This window comes from Okeania sp. SIO2F5, assembly GCF_010692685.1.
Lineage (GTDB): Bacteria > Cyanobacteriota > Cyanobacteriia > Cyanobacteriales > Microcoleaceae > Okeania > Okeania hirsuta.
In genome coordinates this window covers 74,350-96,789 of record NZ_JAAHGU010000008.1, presented here as the reverse complement: position 1 = coordinate 96,789, position 22,440 = coordinate 74,350, and the positions used below count along the sequence as shown (strand labels likewise).

General features: G+C 35.8%; 12 protein-coding genes. 6 read left to right on the top strand and 6 right to left on the bottom strand.

Annotated elements, in window-relative coordinates; genetic code table 11:
• Positions 1-201 precede the first annotated feature (201 nt).
• A complete protein-coding gene (locus F6K27_RS05600) occupies positions 202-453 on the bottom strand; it encodes a hypothetical protein (RefSeq protein ID WP_287274820.1) in 252 nt (83 codons plus the stop codon).
• A 459-nt stretch (positions 454-912) separates the two neighbouring features.
• On the opposite strand from F6K27_RS05600, the gene cysC reads away from it, so the two are divergent.
• From cysC to F6K27_RS05580, 4 genes are all read left to right on the top strand, one after another.
• Positions 913-1,440, top strand: a complete 528-nt coding sequence (gene cysC / locus F6K27_RS05595) for an adenylyl-sulfate kinase (RefSeq protein ID WP_124145934.1) — start codon at positions 913-915, stop codon at positions 1,438-1,440.
• 26 nt (positions 1,441-1,466) lie between these two features.
• A complete protein-coding gene (locus F6K27_RS05590) occupies positions 1,467-3,122 on the top strand; it encodes a polysaccharide biosynthesis/export family protein (protein ID WP_287274822.1) in 1,656 nt (551 codons plus the stop codon).
• A 1,904-nt stretch (positions 3,123-5,026) separates the two neighbouring features.
• Positions 5,027-7,438 (top strand): polysaccharide biosynthesis tyrosine autokinase, encoded by a 2,412-nt coding sequence (locus F6K27_RS05585; protein WP_287274824.1) that lies wholly within the window; start codon positions 5,027-5,029, stop codon positions 7,436-7,438.
• 325 nt (positions 7,439-7,763) lie between these two features.
• The gene (locus F6K27_RS05580) at positions 7,764-7,892 is read left to right on the top strand and encodes a hypothetical protein (protein ID WP_275670405.1); all 129 of its coding nucleotides are present in this window, start codon (positions 7,764-7,766) and stop codon (positions 7,890-7,892) included.
• A 420-nt stretch (positions 7,893-8,312) separates the two neighbouring features.
• On the opposite strand, the gene F6K27_RS05575 is transcribed toward F6K27_RS05580, so the two are convergent.
• The 3 genes from F6K27_RS05575 to F6K27_RS05565 all read right to left on the bottom strand — a co-directional run bounded on the left by F6K27_RS05575 (position 8,313) and on the right by F6K27_RS05565 (position 12,373).
• Positions 8,313-9,326, bottom strand: coding sequence for a DnaJ C-terminal domain-containing protein (locus F6K27_RS05575; RefSeq protein ID WP_287274826.1), 1,014 nt, complete (start codon positions 9,324-9,326; stop codon positions 8,313-8,315).
• A 1,229-nt stretch (positions 9,327-10,555) separates the two neighbouring features.
• Complete coding sequence (locus F6K27_RS05570) at positions 10,556-11,017, bottom strand: AAA family ATPase (protein WP_287274828.1); 462 nt, start codon at positions 11,015-11,017, stop codon at positions 10,556-10,558.
• A 69-nt stretch (positions 11,018-11,086) separates the two neighbouring features.
• Positions 11,087-12,373 (bottom strand): glucose-1-phosphate adenylyltransferase, encoded by a 1,287-nt coding sequence (locus F6K27_RS05565; protein WP_287274830.1) that lies wholly within the window; start codon positions 12,371-12,373, stop codon positions 11,087-11,089.
• 478 nt (positions 12,374-12,851) lie between these two features.
• Here F6K27_RS05565 and F6K27_RS05560 point away from each other — a divergent pair, with 478 nt between their 5' ends.
• Together F6K27_RS05560 and F6K27_RS05555 are read left to right on the top strand one after the other, a co-directional pair.
• On the top strand, positions 12,852-14,036 hold the full coding sequence (locus F6K27_RS05560; RefSeq protein WP_192901152.1) for an RNA-guided endonuclease TnpB family protein: 1,185 nt from the start codon (positions 12,852-12,854) through the stop codon (positions 14,034-14,036).
• Between the two features lie 824 nt (positions 14,037-14,860).
• Positions 14,861-17,164 carry a TRAFs-binding domain-containing protein gene (locus F6K27_RS05555; protein WP_287274832.1) on the top strand — a complete coding sequence of 768 codons (2,304 nt, stop codon included), beginning with the start codon at positions 14,861-14,863 and terminating at the stop codon, positions 17,162-17,164.
• A gap of 4 nt (positions 17,165-17,168) precedes the next feature.
• Here the strand turns inward: F6K27_RS05555 and F6K27_RS05550 are convergent, their stop codons facing one another.
• Both F6K27_RS05550 and F6K27_RS05545 read right to left on the bottom strand, forming a co-directional pair.
• Positions 17,169-17,663, bottom strand: a complete 495-nt coding sequence (locus F6K27_RS05550) for a hypothetical protein (RefSeq protein WP_287274834.1) — start codon at positions 17,661-17,663, stop codon at positions 17,169-17,171.
• A 334-nt stretch (positions 17,664-17,997) separates the two neighbouring features.
• Positions 17,998-22,101, bottom strand: a complete 4,104-nt coding sequence (locus F6K27_RS05545) for a TIR domain-containing protein (RefSeq protein WP_287274836.1) — start codon at positions 22,099-22,101, stop codon at positions 17,998-18,000.
• Between the last annotated feature and the right edge of the window lie 339 nt (positions 22,102-22,440).

Here is a 22,440-nt window from a genome sequence, read left to right as displayed (position 1 = left end):
CTTAAAGGTCTGAAGTTATATAGTTTAAATACCCCATAGCTTACTACGATATTAAACAATCAAATTCTCTCGTTAATTAACAAGAGAATTTTTGACAAATTTTCAGAGAGTTAAGATCGTAAAACCAAAGCCTTAAGTAACTTTAACAAAGATGTAATTAAGAATTAAAACTTAATACAGCAAGAGACATTTTGATAAGCTTCAGCGTCCACTACCACGATGAGGACGTTTGTCATTTTCAACCTCACAATCAGAATCAGAAGTACTAATTGTGTTTACAAAAGCTCGTGTCTTTCCCTTTTTGGGAGGATCGTCACAAGTTTTAATTTTAGCAGATCCTCTGAAAAATATAGAAGAAAATGCCACTTCATTTTCAATTACTAAAGCTTTGCTACTAGGAGTATTACTTAGTAATAATAAAACAGAAAGAATAATCGCTGTATAACTTTGCATAGGTCAAATCCGTGTGATAGTGTCTATTATCTGATACGAATATTAAAGATACAATCAGGATATTTAACTAATAATTTATGAATATAATCTTCTTTTATACCGATTTTTAATACTAAAAAAAAAGCCAATAATTGTGGAGAGTGAGTAATACTAAAATCCCCAAAAGGGGTTGAGTAAAAAGCTATTAAAGTGGGTTTACGAAGAGAAGGGTATGTAAAGTTAAGACCTAAATTAATTCTATAGATTATGAAAGAACAAAAACTATGTTTCAACTACCTACCCATGATTATCCGGTTTAGATAGTCCTCATTCAGTAAATAAAATTATTAACAGGTTGGTGGCCTAAAATTTTATTTGTGTTTGTCAAAAAATTTAGTTACATTGGGTATTGCTTAACTACTAATTCACAAATTCCGGTAAAATGTAAAATTAGTCAAAACTCACAAAAATTAAGTTAAAATGGAAAAAGGGTTTATTCTTTGGTTTACAGGCTTAAGTGGAGCTGGGAAAACAACTATTAGTAAGGTTGTGGCAGAAAAATTAAGAGAAAGAGGTCGTAAAGTAGAGATATTAGATGGAGATATAGTTCGAGAAAATCTATCAAAAGGGTTAACTTTTAGCAAAGAAGACCGAGATATAAATGTCCGGAGAATTGGATTTGTAGCTCATCTCCTCAGTCGTAACGGAGTAGTAGCAATTACCGCAGCAATTAGTCCCTACAGAGAAATACGCAATCAAATTAGGGAAATGGATGAAAATTTTATAGAAGTTTATATAAACGCACCTTTAGCAGTATGTGAAACACGGGATGTAAAAGGATTATATGCCAAAGCTAGGGCAGGAGAAATTAAAAATTTTACTGGTATTGACGACCCTTACGAGGCACCAGAAAATCCAGAAATTACTTGCCACACAGATAAAGAAACATTAGAAGAAAGTGTGGCTCATATAATTAATAGTTTAGAAAAATCAGGTCATTTAGCGTAATCTAAAGAATAGGGAGGGATTCAGCAATGAGGCAAAATAAATCTAGATACTGGGAAGATGACATTTTGCTAATCATATCTTTGTCCAAAAATCTAAGTTATGGAATAATAGTTTTATTATCCAGTTGCTGGGGATTGGCATATTCTGCACAAGCTCAACCCCTCTCTCAAAAATTTCAGAAAGCACCAGCAAACTCAACTTTACCAAAACTCACAGAACCTTTGCCTGAAGGTACGGAAGCAAAACCACCACTGCTTGCTCCAGCACCAGAACCAATATCTATTCCTGAACCAGAAACTCCTTTACCAGACTCAACAGCATATACACTGGGCGGCGGCGATCGCATTCAAATAGATATCTTTAACATACCAGAATATAGTGGGAAAAATGGCCAACATCAAGTGCAAATTGATGGGACTCTTAATTTGCCATTGGTAGGTAACGTATTAGTTGAGGGAAAGACTCTAGATGAAGCAAAAGAATTAATTCAAGAAAAATACAGCGAATATCTACAAATATCTATAGTTAATCTCAATCTCCTAGCAGCACGTCCATTAAAAATAGCGATCGCTGGAGAAGTCCAACATCCAGGTTCATATACTATTTCTCCCATTGTCGATGGAGGGGAGGATACTCAAAGTGGGACTCAATTACCTACAGTGACTAAAGCATTACAGGTAGCAGGTGGAGTGACAACTTCAGCAGATGTCAGGCAAATCAAAATTCGTCGCACCCAACTCAATGCTCCAGAGCAAGTCATCAATATTAATTTATGGGAACTACTGCAAGATGGTAACTTGCGTCAAGATATTCCTCTGCGGGATGGGGATACTTTATTTGTCCCTAGTATTACTGAAGTTAATCCAGTAGAGTCTTCTCAATTAGTAAATGCTAACTTTGCTGGTACTAATACTCAACCTCTCAATATTGCAGTGGTGGGAGAGGTGGCACGGCCTGGTCCATATATATTAGAAACAGGTATTGACCAAAGTCAACTTTCAGCTACAGAAGAAAACTCAGATTCTACGGAAGCAGATAACAATATTTCATCTTCTCAAAATACTAATTTGCATACTGTCACTAAAGCGATTAAAATGGCAGGAGGTATTACTCCATCTGCAGATATTCGGCAAATAATGGTACGCCGACTAACTCGTGCTGGTACAGAACAAGTTATAAAAGTAGACCTTTGGCAACTTCTGCAAAATGGAGATTTAAACCAAGACCTAGTTTTAGAGTCAGGAGATACAATTTATGTGCCAGTAGCAGATGAAGTTAACTTGGATGAATTAGCTGAAGTTACCGCATCAAGTTTTTCTCCTGGCAATCTAAAAATTAATCTTATTGGAGAAGTTGTTAATCCTGGGATAATTTCTATGGTTCCTAATAGTACGCTTAATCAAGCTTTATTAGCGGCAGGGGGTTTTAACCAGGGAAGAGCTGAAACTGAAGAAGTGGAGCTTATTCGTCTCAACCCGAATGGTACGGTTACTCGTCGTCAGGTACAGGTAGATTTTTCTGCAAAAGTTAATGAAGAAACTAACCCTACTTTACTTAATAATGATGTAATTTTAGTTGGTCGTTCTGGTAGGGCAGCTTTGACTGATAATGTTAGAGGTGTTTTAGCTCCTTTCAGTCCTATTAATAGAATTTTAGGGGTATTTTTAGATATTTTTGATTAGCTGGGAAGGAAGAAGGCTTTAGTTATCTAGGAGAGAAGGAAGAGGCAAGAAGGAAGAAGGGAAAATATTGCGTTGTTTAAGCTTTTGATGTTCCTAACATTTACTTCGAGTGCTATATTAAGAAGCTCCATATATATTAGGGAACAGGCAATAGTGGGAAACTTTTCGGCGTTGGTAATTTGAGGTATGAATCATGCCTGGATCAGAGCGTTAACAAAAGACTTTCTCTTCTACTACTCTTTCTTCTTATTTCTTCTGTCCTGACTCCTGACTCCTAAAGAATTAAGATTAATATCATACACGCTCTTTACCAACGCCAACTTTTCCTTTGATATATCAGAAGCTCCATATCATAGTAGGGAAAATACAATAGTTAGTGGGAAAAACTTTTCCTCATACAAGTATTTGCTCAAAGCTTTATATAATTTTAGAGATGTTTATTAAACTGTTAAAAATTTAAGCTATATATCTCAATTTTGGGAAAGCCAACAGGCAAAAGATAGTATAAAACTAAATTTGGTCTTAGCTGAGAATTATAGCGGTTTTCATTAACATAGAATACAGCTATTAGGTGTGAATTATCTGGACTTCAAACATACTTATATTTTGTCTGTAGTCTACCTTTGTGAAAACCGCTATAAAATTATTGAATAAAGATATGTAGCAGTTCTAGGTCTGCTATGAAATATTCTTAAATTTATCTTGTTTGAGTCATAGTAATAACTTTATTTTTGGGTTTGCACGCTATGGAATGATATTGCCAAAAATTAGTTAGACTTTGACTAAAAAAACCATTAATTAGGGTTTGTTGAAAAAGTCTTGTGAGTGAGGGGAGGAGTCAGGAGTTAGGGGAATTATAGAGGAGATAGTAGGAAGAATCATAAGAGTGATTTTTCTGCCCAACTCTTGACCAAAATCCTAAATTTTTGAACTATTACCACCTAAAACCTAGCACTTTTTGATACTTAAAAAAACACTTACCTTTATCTGTAAAGACTTTTAGATTTAATCAGCAGAGGAATAATTAATCATTCTAGCAATTGATTAATCCAAAATCAAATTCAATCAAAAATCTAAAATCATTCGTCACTGTACAACGTCTTATTTTTAACTGTTAAATTTATAAATATGAAACTCGAAAAAAATTCCCCAACAGAGAATATAAAATTAAGATGCGTCTTAGTTTAGAATTAAAATTATTGAATGAAGATACAGGGTGTTTCATCTCAGTGATGTGTATCTGTGGCGGATAATATGCCTGCAATACAAAAATTCGTGCGTTGTCAAAAGAGAAGATGATTGAGAGAATGGTAAATTATAGAACCCATTTGGTATCTTCATAAATACTAAGTTTTTTTAGCTAGGAGACAGGAGACAGGAGACAGGAGACAGGAGGTAATACCATTTCTCAAAAGTTTTGCTACATCTCCTAGGCAGTAGGTAGTAGGGTTCAAAGGCACAAGATATTTTGTATTAATGCCGATAATCCTCTACATTGATTACTGAATCATTATTATTACTTAATAACTGAAGTTCATCGGAAGTATAGTATTATTTTTTGGAATTGGTATAACAGAAAAGAGGGAATATGTGGGGAGAAATAATACAAAAAATTCAACACTCCTTCAGATGATTTTTCCTCAAAATTGATGCGCAAAAATACTTGACTACCATAATTATATAGATCTCAAATGGGTTCTATAAAATTTGATCGAGGAAAAAGCCAATTTCGCTATAATTCATCTTTTCATCTGACAATGCAAAAATTCGAGCGTTAATTTTTGTACCTCATATACCGCCGAATCTGCTGTATATAATAGTTGCAGGTATGCCATGGATATTTTTAAAATTATCTTGCTTGAGTCACAGTAATAACTTTATTTTTAACTTGGAAATTTATAGATATGGAACCAGAAAAAATTTCTCAATTATCTTTATATAATAATCACGGTAAACTCTTAGACCGGAGGAAAAATTTTAATCAGAATCAATATATCTATGAAGCTGAATTTCATCAACTAGAGGAAAAATTATCTCAAAAAGAAAATAAAATTTGGAATTTAGTATGTCATCGTTTTTTCTTGATTTTCAGTGTCGCAACTGCCACAACAACAGGAGCATATTTCTGGACTTTAAATCAGATTCCTATATATGAGGGAAAATTTAAAATATTAGTTGAACCAGTTACAATTACTAATCCAGTTAATTATCAATTAGGTACAGAAACACGAAATTTAACTACAAACAATCAAGAAAATTGGGAACAACAAGCAGCACAAATTATTTATGGAACAGGGCAAGAGAAAATCACTTCATCTCCCAACCAAAATATTCAACAAAATCAAGAATTAGATAAGTATGGCTTAGATTATCAATCTCAAATTCAAGTATTAAAAAGTCCGCAATTTATGCAGTCAATAATTGGGGAGATACAAAAAGAATATCCGGAAATAAATTATAATTTTTTGTTTAAAAAACCAGAGAGACAACTTTTTAGTCAAGAGAAATTAAAAATTCAAAGATTAGATAATACAAAAATTATAGAAGTTAGCTATCGAGATTCGGATGTCAAAAAAATTCAGTTTGTCTTAGATAAACTAGCAGCAGCTTACACTGAGTATGGTCAAAATGACCAGAAAACTAATACTGATGAAGGATTGGATTTTATTGAGGAACAAATTTCAAAAAATCAACAAAAAATCAAAGAATTACGGAAGGAGTCACAGCAACTACAACAAGAATATCTGTTTATTAACCCAGAACTCAAAAGTCAAGAAATAGCAGCAGAAAGTAATCAAATTCAATCACAAAAACTAGAGAATAAAATATTACTAGACCAACAGCGATCGCTCCATGCTATATTACAGAGTCAGTTGGGAATTAATCCAGAAGAAGCTTTGATGGCTTCAGCTTTAAGTCAAGCAGCAAGATATCAATCATTACTAAATAAATTACAGGAAGTAGAAACAACAATTGCTCTGGAATCAGCTCGGTTTAAAGAAAAAGCACCGCAAATGCGAGCTTTATATCAACAACGAGAAAAATTACTGCCTTTATTAAATCAAGAAGCAGAAAAAGTTATTGGTAGAGATATAGAAGAAGTAAGTAAAAAAGCTTTAGCTTTTCAAGACTCGGTTCGCTTAGAGTTAATTCATAAAATGATCTTGGCAGCTAATCAAATTGAAGTTCTCGAAGTCCGGAGTAAAGTATTAGATGAAGCTGAGGCAAAATTAAATGAATATATTTCAAAAATGCCAGAAGTAGTAAGGCGTTATCAAGAAATTCAGCAAGAATTGAAAAACTCAAATAATATACTCAAAGATTTATTAGAAAAACAACAGCAATTACAGATAGAAGTAGTCTTTGAAAAAGTACAACCTTGGGAATTAATTGCACCACCAGAATTACTAAAAACTCAAAATGGCGAGTTAGTAACAATCTCTCCAAATATGATATTAAATCTTGCCCTCGGAGGAGTAACAGGATTATTATTAGGAATATTATTAGCTAAATTTGGAGAAGGATTTCAACAAGACGTTTTTCAAACACCAAAAGAAGTCAAAAAATCTATTGGGTTGCCATTGTTAGGAATAATTCCTATACATGAACAAAGAAACTGGATGAACGATGAACTAAAAGAAAATAACAGTTCATCTTTAGTATTATATCCTTCAGCTTTTCAAGAAGCCTTCCGCACTTTAAATGCTAATATTCGTCTCCTAAATATAGAAAATCCCATTCATTCTTTTGTTATTAGTTCCGCAACACCAGGGGATGGTAAATCTACAGTAGCAGGTCATTTGGCCAGGGCAGCTGCCGCTATGGGTCAACGGGTACTATTAATAGATGGCGACCTACGTTGTCCACAAATTCATAATATGATGGGACTCTCTAATCAACAGGGTTTGAGTAGTATAATTGCCGATGGTGTGCCAATAGAAACAGCAATTCAGCGATCGCCTGTGGATGAAAATCTATTTGTTTTAACATCTGGCCCAATTCCGCCAGACCCAACGAAAATTTTGTCCTCACCGCAGATGCACCAATTAATTCAAGATGCAGCTACAAATTTTGATTTAGTTATTTGCGACACAGCACCATTATTGGGCCGAGCAGATGCTAGTTTATTATCAGCTTGTACTAATGGATTAATGTTAGTAGTGGGGTTAGGTAAGACAGAGCGAGAAGCTTTAAGTTTAGCTCTAGATGACTTGAGTATGGCAGGAGTACCAATGTTGGGAATAGTTGGTAATGGGGATCAAGCTGATTCTTATTATCAGAGATATTATGATTATGAGTATATTCAGCCACGTTAAGAAGAAATGAAGTAGTTTTACTTGTGGAGAAAATTATCTTGTATCTTGATATTCTATAGAAGATGACGATTGATAAGGAATAGATTTATAGATCGGGACTTACGCAAATCAACCTTTTAAACACCATCTGTAGGGGCGAATGGCATTCGCCCTCACTATATTTAGGGTTTGCTGAAAAAGTCTGATGGTGATGATAGGCAACAGGTAAAAGTTTAGACTATCTGCTACGGCCAAATTTTCTGATAGTCAGGGGAAAAATATTAGCATTTTGATGCAAATTGAGCCAAAAACCTTGTACTTTTTCAGCAATATTTAGGGTTTGCGTATGGAAAGTCTTTTTGCTGGGGTAGGAGACAACCCACCCCTCGCCCCTCCCCCTCCGGTGGAGGGGAATACTGGAGACAGGAGACAACCCACCCCTCGCCCCTCCCCCTCCGGTGGAGGAGAGAAATAGGAATGAGCGAGGAAGTTAGGAGTAAGAATTGTCCCTGAATTTTTCTGCCCAACTATGCGCCTAAAATACGCTCCTTTTTGAGCGTTTTAGACTGAAACAGGCGCACTTTTTCAAAGCCCCAAAAAGGCTAAAATCTTTATATGTCAATGCTTTTAGATTAGATCGGTAAGCCCTATTTAACCCTGGAAGCATTTGTAGGTATTGATTACAATGCTATTCAGCAAGCCCTACATATAGCGAGGGCGAATGGTATTCGCCCCTACAGATGGTGGGTTAAAAGTCAATTTGCGTAAGTCCTGAGTTTATTTGTAGAGAAAATTATCTTGATATTCTTTAGAAGATAACGATTGATAAGGAACAGTTTTTTCCACTCCCCATCTCCCCATCTCCCCATCTCCCCATCTCCCAAGTGGACTTAAACTACAAAAATATATTTTGTAAATGACTACGAGGGTTGAAAGTGCGATTAGCTTTAATTTTTTCGTAGCACTCTTTTTCTATAGCACTAATATCTTTGGGGACAGTAATAGTAACCCGTACTAACTGGTCAGTACGTCCCCCTGACTTAGCTTTTGGCCATCCCTTACCTCGTAACCGTAAAGACTGACCGGAACGAATACCCGCAGGAATATTAACATTCACCATACCATCAGGAGTTGGTACTTCAATAGATGTACCTAATACAGCTTCATCAGGAGTTATTGGTACTTCACAAAGTAAGTTCTCTCCATCAAACTGGAAAAAAGAATGAGACTGAATTTCTACCTTTAGATACAAATCTCCTCTTTTCTTAGTGTATGGATCTAATTGACCTCTACCTTTAACTCGAATTTTACTTCCTGGTTTTACCCCTGGAGGAATAGAAACTTCTCCACTACCCACACGTTTCTGTGTTCCTCGGAAAGCTTCTGAAAAAGTAAGAGTAATATCAGCTTCTAAATTCAGAGAAGCTCCTGACTGACGATTTTCAAAATTAGAAAAACCATCAAATCCATTATTAAATCCCCCTGGCCAACCTGTATTAGTCTTGTAGGTATAAGTTTGTCGTCCACCAACATTACCACTACCTGGAGTTCCACCACGCCCTAATAAGGTATTGATAAAATCTTCAAAACTGGCATACTGACTAAAATCGAAACCTCCAAAATCTACGGTAGTACCACCAGTACCTCCAGGCCATCCGCCACTTGTGGAACCGACTTGATTCCAGTATTGACCAAATTGGTCATACTTTTTACGTTTTTCTGGATCTGATAAAACTTCATAAGCTTCATTAACTTCTTTAAAACGAGCTTCTGCTTTCTTGTCACCCGGGTTCATATCTGGGTGGTACTTCCTTGCTAATTTACGATAAGCTTTTTTTATTTCTTCGGCAGTAGCGCTTTTAGTTAAACCTAAGATTGAATAATAGTCTTTAAAATCAGTTGTAGCCATTTATCTATCTCCTTATTTTAATATTTTTCAGATTAATGTGAATGTAATATTATGATTGCTTAATGATTAATTATAAGAAAACCATTAATGATAAATGTCAAGTCTTAAAAGTCAAAAGTAATATATATTTTATATATACATCAGATTTCATCAGGTGTGAGGCACACCCATAGCGGGCAAGATGCCCATACTGTAGAAATTCCCTCGTTAACATCTGTACTTCATATACAACCTAATCTGCTGTATATCTAGTTTCAAGTGTTTTTTTGATTTTTCAGATGCAATATTCATCAACTCAGATAAGATTGTTATGCTTTCTTAAGTAGAAGTTAGTTTCAACCCATCTCCTAGTTGGCAACATTTTTTATAAAAAAACTACTGCCAGATATTAGTAACTAATCAATCGGGCTGAATTTTAATTTTTGACTTTACTTCTTTCAAGTTATCAAGGTTTAATATTTATTTAAGTTCGGTTTTTCCTGAAAGAGTAATAGCAATTGCCGTACTCTATATTTCTCTATATTTATTTATACTTTATCTATAGGCACTCAGCTATCATCTATCAGCTTGAGTTCAAACTATTACCTGCAAAGTATTGAATTTTTATGGCTGTACTAAAAAATTTTAGTTCTATGACTCCACATTAAAAGTTAATTATGAATTATGAAAAATGTCAGAATTAAAGCTATTTTTTTTAGTTGTAATATAGGGAGAAATTTAATGAATATTTTATGTAGAGAAAATCTGATTTTAGTAATTAATAACTAACAACTCCCTTTCCTTAAAATCAGAGGATTGACTAAAAGATTTTTTTTTCTTGTTTTGATGCGTAGAGGCTTTAAATCTTAATTAGGGCTTGCTGATTAAATCTAAAAGTATTTACAGATAAAGGTTTTAGCCTTTTTTTGTTCAAAAAAAGTGCCTGTTTTTCAGCTCTTCACGCTCAAAAAGGAGCGTATTTTAGGCGCATAGTTGGGCAGAAAAATTCAGGGACAATTCTTACTCCTAACTTCCTCGCTCATTCCTATTTCTCCCCTCCACCGGAGGGGTTAGGGGTGGGTTGTCTCCTGTCTCCAGTATTCCCCTCCACCGGAGGGGTTAGGGGTGGGTTGTCTCCTACCCTCACCAATAAGACTTTTTCAGCAAACCCTAATTATTCAGTAAAGTGCGAAAAAACCTCTTCTCTTCAGTTTTATGGTTTGCGATAACAATAATTTTCAACGCCTACCTTATTTAGTAATTCGTTTGAGTATATCTAATCCTTCTTCACAACTTGGAGGAGCATCTGTTAACTGTCGATACATTTTCATTATTACTTCTTCAGGAACTTGACGCTGTCGTTGTTGATTTCTTGTTAAGCATAATTCTAATGATTTGTCAAGCCATAAACCAGTTAGATGGGTAAATCCACTTTCCTTTGCCAGGTCAATTACTTGTCGTCGTTGCCGACGTTGGACATTAGTAGCGTCATATATGGCCAGAGATGTCTGGCGTACAGCTTGGTAAAATTTTTGCTGTACTTGCTGCCATACTTGAAGCCAAGGCCCCTGAATTGCTTCATCACCAAATAACTGAGCACGGATAGCATCAGTAGAAATTAATTGACACTGAGGATATCTAGTAACTATTTTCCTTGCTAGAGTGGATTTACCACTAGCTGGAAGTCCAATAAGAATAATTAGTTTGCTCATAAACTAGCAATTAGCATTTAGTGGTTAGCGGTATTTACTACCAACTAACCACTAAAACTCAAACACTGACTAGATCACTGTGCCATCTGGGATAACGGCATTCTTCAAGACAACAACAATACCGCTACGAATGATAAATCCTTCATCCTCACGTTGAGCTTCCTCTATACGATCTTTATTAATAATCTGGACATTGCGACCAATGCGGGCATTCTTATCAATGATTGCCCCACGAACAGTAGTTTCAGCACCGATTCCCAATGGAACAATACCCTTTTGTAGCCCAGATTTACGCTCTGCAAAGGGTTCATAGTAATCTGCCCCCATCAGCAGAGAGTCCTCAATTACACAACCAGCTTCAACTCGCGATCGCACTCCTAAGACACAATGGTCAATGCGGCATTGTTTGAGAATACAACCTTCTCCGACAATTGATTCTGTAATTTGACAATCCAAAAGTTTACTTGGTGGTAAGTAACGAGAACGAGTATAGATAGGAGCTTTTTCATCATAAAAGCTAAAAGGTGGTTGAGGTTGTTGGGTCAAAGCCAAATTAGCTTCATAGAATGACCTAATAGTCCCGATATCTTCCCAATAACCTTCAAATGGGTAAGCTTGAACATTATAATCTTTAGCCGAATTAGGTAGAATTTGCTTACCAAAATCTGGAGCTTCGGATTCTTCCAATAGTTTGACCATGACATCTTTATTAAAGACATAAATCCCCATAGAAGCAATGTATGGTTGTTCTTTAGCGACTTCTGGACTAACTCCTAAAACAGTGGTATCCACTGCCATAATTTTTAGATCGTCCCCTTTAGGTTTTTCGCTAAATTCAATAATCCGACCAGAGTCATCAATTTTCATTAAACCAAAATCAGATGCTCGTGCTTCATCAATGGGCAAGACAGAAAGGGTAATATCTGCCTTTGTTTCAATATGACGTTGGACAAACTCCCGATAGTCCATGCGGTAGAGATGGTCTCCGGAGAGAATTAGGTAATAGTCAATATCCCACTCTTTAAATAACCAGATATATTTGCGGACAGCATCGGCGGTTCCTTGGAACCACTCTGGATTATCTTTAGTTTGTTGAGCTGCGAGAACTTCTACAAAACCTTCACTGAAGCCTGGGAAGTTGTAGGCGCGAGTAATATGACGGTTTAGAGAAGCTGAGTTGAATTGGGTCAGAACATAGATTTTCTCGATGTCTGAGTTGATGCAGTTACTGATAGGAATATCTATCAACCGATATTTCCCGGCTAGGGGTACTGCTGGTTTGGCCCGCAGTTTTGTTAATGGATAGAGGCGGGTACCTGCGCCACCGCCTAGAATTATACTTAGTACGTTTTTCACGGTTGAACCTCACTGCCAACAACATTGTCATTCTAAGTGTCCAATGGTTAGGGATCGTTGGCAAGGGGGTAGATTTTATGAAGTCAGAAGTCAGAAGTTAGAAGTTAGAAGTTAGAAGTAATCCCTGAGTGAGTTTGAGCATTTATAAATGTTCGCGCCCTATTTTTGTGGTGTTATATGTAGATATGGTTAGGTTAAATTTTGGTTATGGGTGGGCGATCGCTAATTATCTTTTCCCTTGTAGGTTTAATTAGGTAAAAGGAAGAAAACAACAAATATTTGGTAGTATAGTCAAGGGTTATTACTGAGAAGGAGCTGATTGCTAGTATCAATATCTATGGCAATTTCCGGCAAGAACTGAAAAAAAAGGGGATTTTTTTGACTTAGCCACAAAAAATATTTGAAAATGTGGTTGGAGGTGATTTGATTGTACGCCAAAAAACTTGAATTAAAACTCAGTAACCAGGAGCGCTCATTTATGGCGAAATGTGCTGGTTATGCTCGTTTTGTTTACAACTATGGCCTCAGTATGGTTAATGGAACTTCTGCCATGACCAAAGTTAACAAACGTGGTCAGGAAGTGAGCTTGAGTTACGCATTACGTATTTTAGAAGCTAAAAAAGTCTTTACTAACTATGTAAAAAAGCAGCCAGAATATGCCTGGATCAACAATTATTCGTCCCGCATTTATCAAAGTGCTTTTCAACATCTAGGTGAAGCATTTAAACGGTATAAAGAAGGAACCAGTAAGTATCCTAAGTTGAAAAGGAAAAAAGACAGACAATCTTTTACTGTTTATGACGGTAATGGAAAAGTTACAATTAACCCTGGTAAAAAAATTAAAATACCAACACTAGGGACTTTTCGATTATGGGAATCAATACCTTACACCACAGCAAGTCAGACTTTTACTATTAGTAGAACAGGGGAAAAATGGTTTGTTAGTTTTAGTATTGAAGCTGAGAAGTTGCCAGTTCATCCCCTATTAGATAAGCGACAATACGAAACTTTTGGTATAGATGTTGGAGTCAAACAATTTGCAAGTATAGCAAACCAAAAAAAGAGAGAAAATGAAGTTGTAAGTCTCCCAGACTCTATTAAACTAGAGCAATTAAACCTGGCTAAGTTTCAATGGCGCAATCGCAATAAACAAGTAGGAGGTAAAGGTAAACCACCTTCAAAAAATGCGATTAAATATTACAAAAAACTCGCGAAGTACCATTGTCGTATTGCTAACGTGCGTAGAGATTTCATAGAGAAAACTACTACAAAATTAGTGACTCAAGTCAAGCACGTCTGCTTAGAGAGTTTAAATGTGAAAGGAATGATGCAAAATGGTAAATTAGCAGCATCAATAGCTAGGCAAGGATTTTATCAGTTTCGGCAACGATTGACAACCAAAATCGTAAGCTCCGGTGGGACAGTAGTGCTAGCTGACCAGTGGTTTCCATCTTCTAAAACTTGTCATAGTTGTGGTCATATTCATCAAGAATTAAAGCTAAAAGACCGCACCTTTGATTGCCCTAACTTTGGAATGATAATAGACCGGGACTTGAATGCAGCACTGGTGTTATCTCAGTATGGGGAAATTAATCAAAAAAATAGGGTAGGCTGTACCCGAATTTACGCTTGTGAACTGGAAGAGGGCGGCCTCCCAGGTTGAAGCAAGAAGCAAACATCTTGACTGGCATTACTCAGGTTTTACCAAGTTTTGCCGGAATTGTATAGGTATTGTACAGCAGCTAAGTTTATATTTCTTCAAGTCATCAAATGAGGCCCCGAATCTGAAAATTGTTTGGGCAGATCAAGGTTATAGAATAAAACTAGAGAAGCCAGTGGCAATGAGCAAGTGGATGGAAATTAACTATTCAGAACTGAAAAAGGATTTAAAGTTTTGCCCAGACGTTGGGTGGTATAAAGGACTTTTGCTTGGTTAGGCTGTAATCCTAGACTTTCTCAAGATGATGAAGAATATCCTCACTAGCGAAACAGTGTAGTTGAAATTTTATAGTAGGTAAATAAAGTATAAAATCAACTGTTTTTAGGAATATTTTAGAAGGTGAAAAACTGGAAGCGAGCAAACTAGATACTTTAGCGATCGCCTATAGCAATCCTAAATTAGGTTGTAATATTTGATTGATAGTGGCGGTTTTGTTTCCAAACCCAATCTTTAATCTTAGGTGTGAATATCAAACCTCTACAGTTTTTTCTCACAAATCATTTGGGATTAGTAGTCCAAAAACATTTTGTATGTCAATACAAAAACTGATAGCTGATAACTTATAGTTACTATCATCAATGAATGTTAAGTAATATCATGTCCGGTTGAACAGTTATAAATAAACGACGAAGGAGTCAGGAGACAGGAGACAGGAGACAGGAGGGTAGAAAGAATGAAGAAGGAGAAAGTTTTTTGATCACTAATTATCCGGACATGATATAACCCTGAATCCTTACGTTAACTATTATTTGATCGAGGAGTAGATTTTGAACTATAAACCAGATCCAATAGATACTTCCAAGGTAAATCTGACAACAGAACATTTAAAAATTACTGAATTACTGGCTAAAAATACCCATGACATTTGGGCAAAACAGCGAATTTCTGAAGGTTGGAAATATGGAAAAAATCGAGATGATGCCCAAAAATTACATCCTGGTTTAGTGCCTTATGAAGAATTGCCAGAGTCAGAAAAAGAATATGACCGCGTTGTTTCTATGGGAGTAATTAAAACTCTTTTAGCCATAGGTTATCGAATAGAAGGAAGCGAAACTACTACTGAAAAAACTGCTACAGTTGATGATAATAATTTATCGTTAATTTTAGAAAGTTTAAAAAAATCATCCCAACTAAATTTAAAAAGTTTACAAACAATTCGTCGAGAAACTATTAATCTCCATTTGCGTTACCCAGAAATTTTTCGGATTTTGGGTGAATATATCCTGAAACTTGGGGAGCCATTAATGGCTTATGATATTTTATCGGAAGGGTTAAAAGAATGGCCGAATGATATCCGTTTACAACAACTTTTAGTTTTGAGTTTAGCTCGAAGTGGAGCAACTCAACGGGCTAATAATTTATTATTAGAGTTAGTAAACTCTGGCAAAAATGACGAGGAAACTATTTGTTTGTTAGCCAGAACTCATAAAGATTTGTGGCAGCAAGCAAGCTCTCCAGAGGAAAGTACCCAACAAATAGCATTGGCAGCTCAACGATATCAACAAGCTTATCAAATGAGTGGGGATTATTATCCGGGGATAAATGCCGCGACAATGACAATGTTGATGGGAGATGCTGAAATAGCAAAGGCGATCGCTGCTGAAGTACAGGAAAAATGTCTGGCTAAACTCCCAGCAGTTTCCCATAGGAGTGAGAATGACTACTGGTTACTGGCAACTTTGGGAGAAGTAGCTTTGATTTTAGGGGAAAATTTAGAGGCAGAAAATTGGTATAATCAAGCGGTGGAATTAGCTAGGGGGAAATTGGGGGATTTAAGATCGACTCGTCGTAATGCTACTTTGATTGTACAATATCGCCAGGGGGATATGGAATTGATTAAGCACTGTTTTCAAATTCCTAGAGTGGTAGTATTTAGCGGTCACATGATTGATGAACCAGGTCGCACACCACCGAGGTTTCCTCCAGAAATAGAGTTACAGGTTTATCAAGCGATTCGCGATCGCCTGATTCAGTTAGATGCTCGATTGGGTTATGCTGCTGCAGCTTGTGGTAGTGATATTTTATTTTTGGAAGCATTATATGAACTTCAAGGAGAGGCTCATATTGTCTTACCCCATGAGCGAGAACAATTTATCAAAAATTCTATTGATATTATTCCTAATAGCACTTGGCTAGAACGATTTGATGAAGTTTTGGAAAAAGCAACAGAAGTGATTATTCCAACTCATTATAATCTTGAAAACAGCAATATTTCCTATGAATACACTAATAATATTCTCTACGGGATGGCAAAAATGCGAGCAGAACAGTTGGATACAGAACTTATACCAATGGCTGTTTGGAATCAACAAATTGGTGGGATAGGTGGTACAGCAAGGGCTGTAGAATTTTGGCGACAATGGAATGATAATGTGGAAATCATTGATATTCAGCAGATTTTACAATCTGTGATGACACAGAAAGTAGAGATATTGAATACACTATCTACACCGACAACTCCCCTACAACCAACCTCTGCGCCAGAGGACGAAAATCGGTTAATTATGGCGTTGTTATTTGCAGATGTCAAGAGTTATTCTAAGTTGAAGGAAAACCAGATTAGTATATTTGTAGAACATTTTTTCGGTGCGGTGGCAAAGTTTGAGGTTCAATCTTCTTATAAACCAGTGATGAAAAATACTTGGGGAGATGCTTTATATTATGTCTTCTCTAATGTAAGGGATGCAGGTTTATTTGCCTTAGAAGTATGTGATCTTGTTCAGAGTACAGATTGGGAAAAAGTAGGGTTGCCTGCAAGTTTGAATTTACGGGTAGCGTTACATACAGGGGTGGTTTATAAATATACTAATCCCATCACTGGGGATACAACCTACAGTGGTACTCATGTAAATTATGCTGCCAGAATTGAACCTATTACTCCACCAGGGAAAGTTTATTCGAGTCAGGAGTTTGCTGCAATGGTAGCTTCGGAGGGGGTAAAGGAATTTACTTGCGATTATGTGGGAAAAACTCCTTTGGCTAAGGGTTATGGTACATTTCCTACTTATCATGTGCGACCTTCTTGGGGTGAGGGGATGGGGGTTGATAGAAAACACTCCTCTTCCATTTAAATTGTCAAACTAATTTAATTGTCGATTTTGGTTTTATTAAATAGAAAAATATACAAACCCAAAATGTTAAACTAGGCAAGAACAAAGGCAATAAAATTGCAGCAGTAATATAAATTTGTAGACTAGCTAAACCATAAATTATATTTAGTAAAAATAGGAATAAAAAAATCCCTTTTTGTTGGCGTAATGGAGATTTTTTTTCTAAGATTAATACTATTCCTTTACCTAACACAATAGCTACCCCAATTAGCCATAAATCAGGAATAGGTATAACTAATCTTTGGTTCAGGAAATGATGAACCATATAAGCATGAATTTCTCCTCCTATAAATACATTACGCAGTTTTTGAGAACGCCAGTAACTAACAGCAGCAGGTAAAGGAAAATTTTGTTTATCAACAGTTAATTGTGCATCTCTATATGCAGCAGCAATAATCACTATTGATGAAAGTTTTTCTAGTTTAGTTGTGGCTAATAATTGGTCTTTACTACTTTCCAAAAGTTGCCAAGCTGGTAAACGAAAAAAAAACTGCTTCTGGAGGAATAGAAAAATCTATAATTGGATGCAGCCACATTTGCCCTAGTCGATAAGAAAATTGGCGTTGCACAGTGACGAATGATTTGATATTTTTGATTGAATTGGATTGTGGATTAATCAATTGCTAGAATGATTAATTAATGGTTATTTTTAGTCAAAATCTAAACCAATTTTTGGCAATATCATTCCATAATGTGCAACCCCAGAAAATTTAGTTAAAGGTAGTCATCTGCGATCGCAACATTCATGCAACAAAGCCATTAATAATTGTTAATTATTGAATACCCACTTTGATTTAACCAATATTATCGCACAAGTTTCTATTCTCCTCTTCCACATAAGGATTATGCTGTAAATAACCACGCACCCAATTACAACTACGGAGCATTAGGTCGTTTAAATCTACCTCTAAATCTAGTTTTTCTACATCCCAAAGTCTAATTGTTTTATCATCACTACCAGATATTAAGACTTTACCATCCGGACTAAAACTGACACTATTAACTGAGTCTTCATGTCCGTGAAATGTCAAAATAGAATTTCCCTGTTTCGGGTTCCACAGTTTAATTGTTTTGTCAGAACTTCCAGAAGCTAAAATCTTACCATCCGGACTAAAACTAACGCTGTTAATAGAACTACTATGACCTTTGAAAGTGAAAACTTTTTCTCTTTTTTCCACATCCCATAAAGTAACAAGATTGCGATCGCCTCCAGCAGCTAAGGTCTTACCATCAGGACTGAAACTGACACTAAAATTAGAACTCTGATTGTCGTTTATGAGAGGTTCCATTTTTTCCATTGTTTCTATATTCCAGAGGTTAATTATATTGTCCTTACTACCAGAAGCTAAGGTCTTGCCATCCGGACTAAAACTCATTGTCATTACCGTGCTTTCGTGACCTTTTAAATTGCCTATTTCTTCTTTTGTTATCCAATTCCAAAGTTTGATAGTAGTATCTTTACTGCCAGAAGCTAAGATGTTGCCATCCGGACTAAAACTAATCGCCTTGACTGCATCGGTATGACCTTCAAGTCGATGAATCTCTTGTTTTGTTTCTACATCCCATAAAATAATAGTGCTATCTTCACCCGCAGAAGCAATGGTCTTGCCATCCGGACTAACGCTAATTTTCATTACCGAGTCATCATGTCCCTTCAAAGTATCTTGAGTTTTAGTCTTCAAATCCCATATCTTGACAGTTTTATCAGCGCCACCAGAAACAAATATCATCTCTTTCTCAGATTTATATATTTGAGGGGATGAAGCTAGAGGAAAACTTAAATGTTGAATCGAATCATCATGTCCTTTAAGTGTACTAAGTTCCCTTCTCGTTTCTAAATTCCAGAGTCTGATGGTTTTGTCACCACTACCCGATGCTAATATCTTGCCATCTGGACTAAAACTTACCCGAAATGCCCAAGCATCGTGACCATAAAAAGAGCGAATTTCATTTCCTGTTTCTATATCCCATAGCTTAACTATCCGGTCTTTGCTACCAGTCGCTAAATGTTTACCATTCGGACTAAAACTCACACTCATAATTGAACTAAAATGTCCTGTCAAAGTCCGAATTTCCTCACCTGTTTCTAAATCCCAAAGTTTAACAGTCTTATCATAACTACCGCTTGCTAATATCTTGCCATCGGGACTAAAACGGACACTACTTACCAAACCATTATGTCCGAAGAGGGTGTAAATTTCTCTACCTGTCTCTACATCCCAAAACTTAATTGTTTTATCTTTACTTCCCGATACTAAAGTTTTACCGTCAGGACTAAAACTGATACTAATTACACTATCCTGATGCCCGAAAAGGGTGTAAATTTCTTTGCCTGTCTCTACATTCCAGAGTTTAATCGTATTATCCTTACTCCCTGATACTAAAATCTTACCATCTGGACTAAAATTCATGCTATTTATCCAGTCAGTATGTCCGGAGAAAGTATCAATTTCCTTACCTGTTTCTACATCCCAAAGTTTTATCTTCTTATCTTTTCCTGCCGATGCTAAAATTTTCCCATCCGCACTAAAGCAAACACTAATAACAGAGCGATCGTGTCCAGAGAAAGTTCGTATTTCTGCTCCCGTTTCCATATTCCAAAGCTTAATCTGTTTATCATCGCTGCCTGATGCCAATATTTTGCCATCTGGACTAAAACTCAGAGAGCGAATAGAATTTTTGTGTCCTTGTAATCTGTTGCTTTCACTGCCACTATAAACAGACTGTTGCAATGCGTCGATCACTTCTGCGTCTTTCACCTTGTATCTTTGCAAATTTTTCCCCGCTTTAATAACTTCAATCGATGCTTCTAATTCTTTGTTACCGACAAATAGAGAGGAGGAAGAGCGAGCAAGAGACTGTGCTAAATTAAGTTGAGCTTTTTTATGCTCATGTCTAGAATTTTGCCACAACCCAGTGCTAATCATAACTGCCAACAGGGAACCTACTGTAATTCCCCAAGCAGTTGTGATATCAAGTTGTCTGCGTTTTGCTCTTGCTTGTTGGATGCTAGTATGTAGGTCGTCACTAGCTTCAATAAATTTCTTTTGCAACTTGTTGAGTGGGGGTTGTTTGTTAGTGTTAAGAGCTTCCTGTAACCAGTTTTTAGCGATCGCCAGTTCACTTCCTCGTAGCAATAAATCTTCACTAGCTTTTTCCTCCCAGTCCAATGCTTGTTGTGAAAACTTTGTATGGTTTCTGACATAATCTCTATCAGTATCCAAAAAACGTACTAACTCGCTAAAGTTAGTATAAAATTCTCCTCCATACCGATGAAAATCTAACCATTGCACTTTTGCTAATTCTGGATGCAACTCCTTACTATCAACTTTTCGATATAATACTGTCACAAAACGTTTATTTAAACTTTTGGCATACTCTACTTCATTTCCACAATAGGGAGAATTTACTGAATCTGGAGAAATAATAAATAAGAAATTATCCGACTGTTCAATTCCGCGATTAATTTCCTGTTGAAAATCTGTGCCTGTAGCAATACTTTCCTGGTCAAACCAAGTAGTTTTTCCCTGAGTTTGTAATGCCTCATTTAACTGTCTAGCAAAATCTGAATCTGCTCTGGAATAAGAAACAAAAACATCTAAAACTAAATTAGGTGGTTGTTTAGCACTTTCGGCAATAAATTCTGTTTGTAAATATGTAGGTAAATTAGCCGTTCTATTTCCAGCTAATTCCAGCCAACTTTGAGATTGTTCGAGATTATAACCCCGTAATAAAATACTAGGGTTACGATTTTGTGACAGCCATTTCAAAGCTTTGACTAATAAAATTTTATGCCGTTGATAATAAACAGCTTCTGACTTTAATTCTTTCAGGAGTTTATCTATTCCTTCTGGCTCTGATGCAGTAAAATCAATGAATTGTAAATTACTTATTTCTGGAGAAATTTCTGTTAAATCTGTAGGAGAAATTAAAAGAGGAATAATTCGTTTATTCAGACTCAAAGCATAAGTTAATTCCTGTTGGCAATATTCAGATTTTATGGCTTCAGGAGACAATAAATAAATTAGATTATCCGCTCCAGCAATTCCTTGATTAATTTCTATTTGAAAATCTTTTCCAGTTTTAATATCGGCATGAGAACTCCAGACAGTAATTCCTTCTCTAATTAAACTTTTCCTGATTTGCTCCATAAAACTTTTATTTGCTTCAGCAAAAGCCAGGAAAACTTGAGTCATTAAATTATTAGCATTTTTATCACTTTCACAGATAAATTCACAATGTAAATCTGTAGGAATACAAGGGGGTTGTTCTTCTGTAAATTTAATCTTTAACCATTGTTCTGCTTGTAGACGTTCTTTTCCAATTAACAAGTAACGAGTTTGTTTTTGATTATTTTCCCAGTCTAAACCTTTAACTAAAATCTTAGTATGTTGTTTTACATAATCTTGGTGACGATTAAATAATGCGATTAAGTCAGTTAAACTTTTATCAAAATTATCAATATTTTCCCGAAAATAAACCCAGTTAATTCTACCTATTTCTGAGTGCATATTGGGAAAGCTGGAATGTTTACCTTTCTCCTGATAAACCTCCCATTCTTCTAAAGTTCCTTGAGGATTTCGTTCTTGCCAAATTTCATAATTAATTTGTTCGACGTGAAGCAGGGGAATAATTCGTTTATTGTATTTAATAGCTAATTCTATTTCTTTGAGACAGTAGGGAGAATTAACAGAATGAGGCGCAATAATAAACAGAAAATTATCAGCTTTTATGATGCCATCATCAATTTGATTTTGAAAGTCTACTCCCAGAGGAATATCATTTTGGTCAAACCAGATTTTTAGAACATTTTCTGTGAGTTTTTCATAGAGTTTTGTAGCAAAAGATTTACTGTCGGCACGTCCGTAAGAGATGAAGGCATTGTAATATTCTGACATGGTTTTATGGATTGGTAATTAAATTTTTGGAATGGGAATTTTTATCCCTAATTCATTAATTAGAGCTTGCAAGTCTTGCTTAAACAAGTATTGACGTGAGCTATTGCTGCCATCACCATCACAATGTAATTTTGATTTTTCCTTAAATAATTCTTTGCTAATAGGCCATAATACTCACTAATTTTTTTTCAGTGGCTTTGGCAAATTCTAGAATATTATGTGTCCTGTACAAATCTAACCCTTCTCTACATCAAACTGCCTAGTCATTGTGACAAATTTTAATATTACTTTAATTTGTGATACTTTGAGATCAATTTCCTGTCAAAATAGTATTGCTTT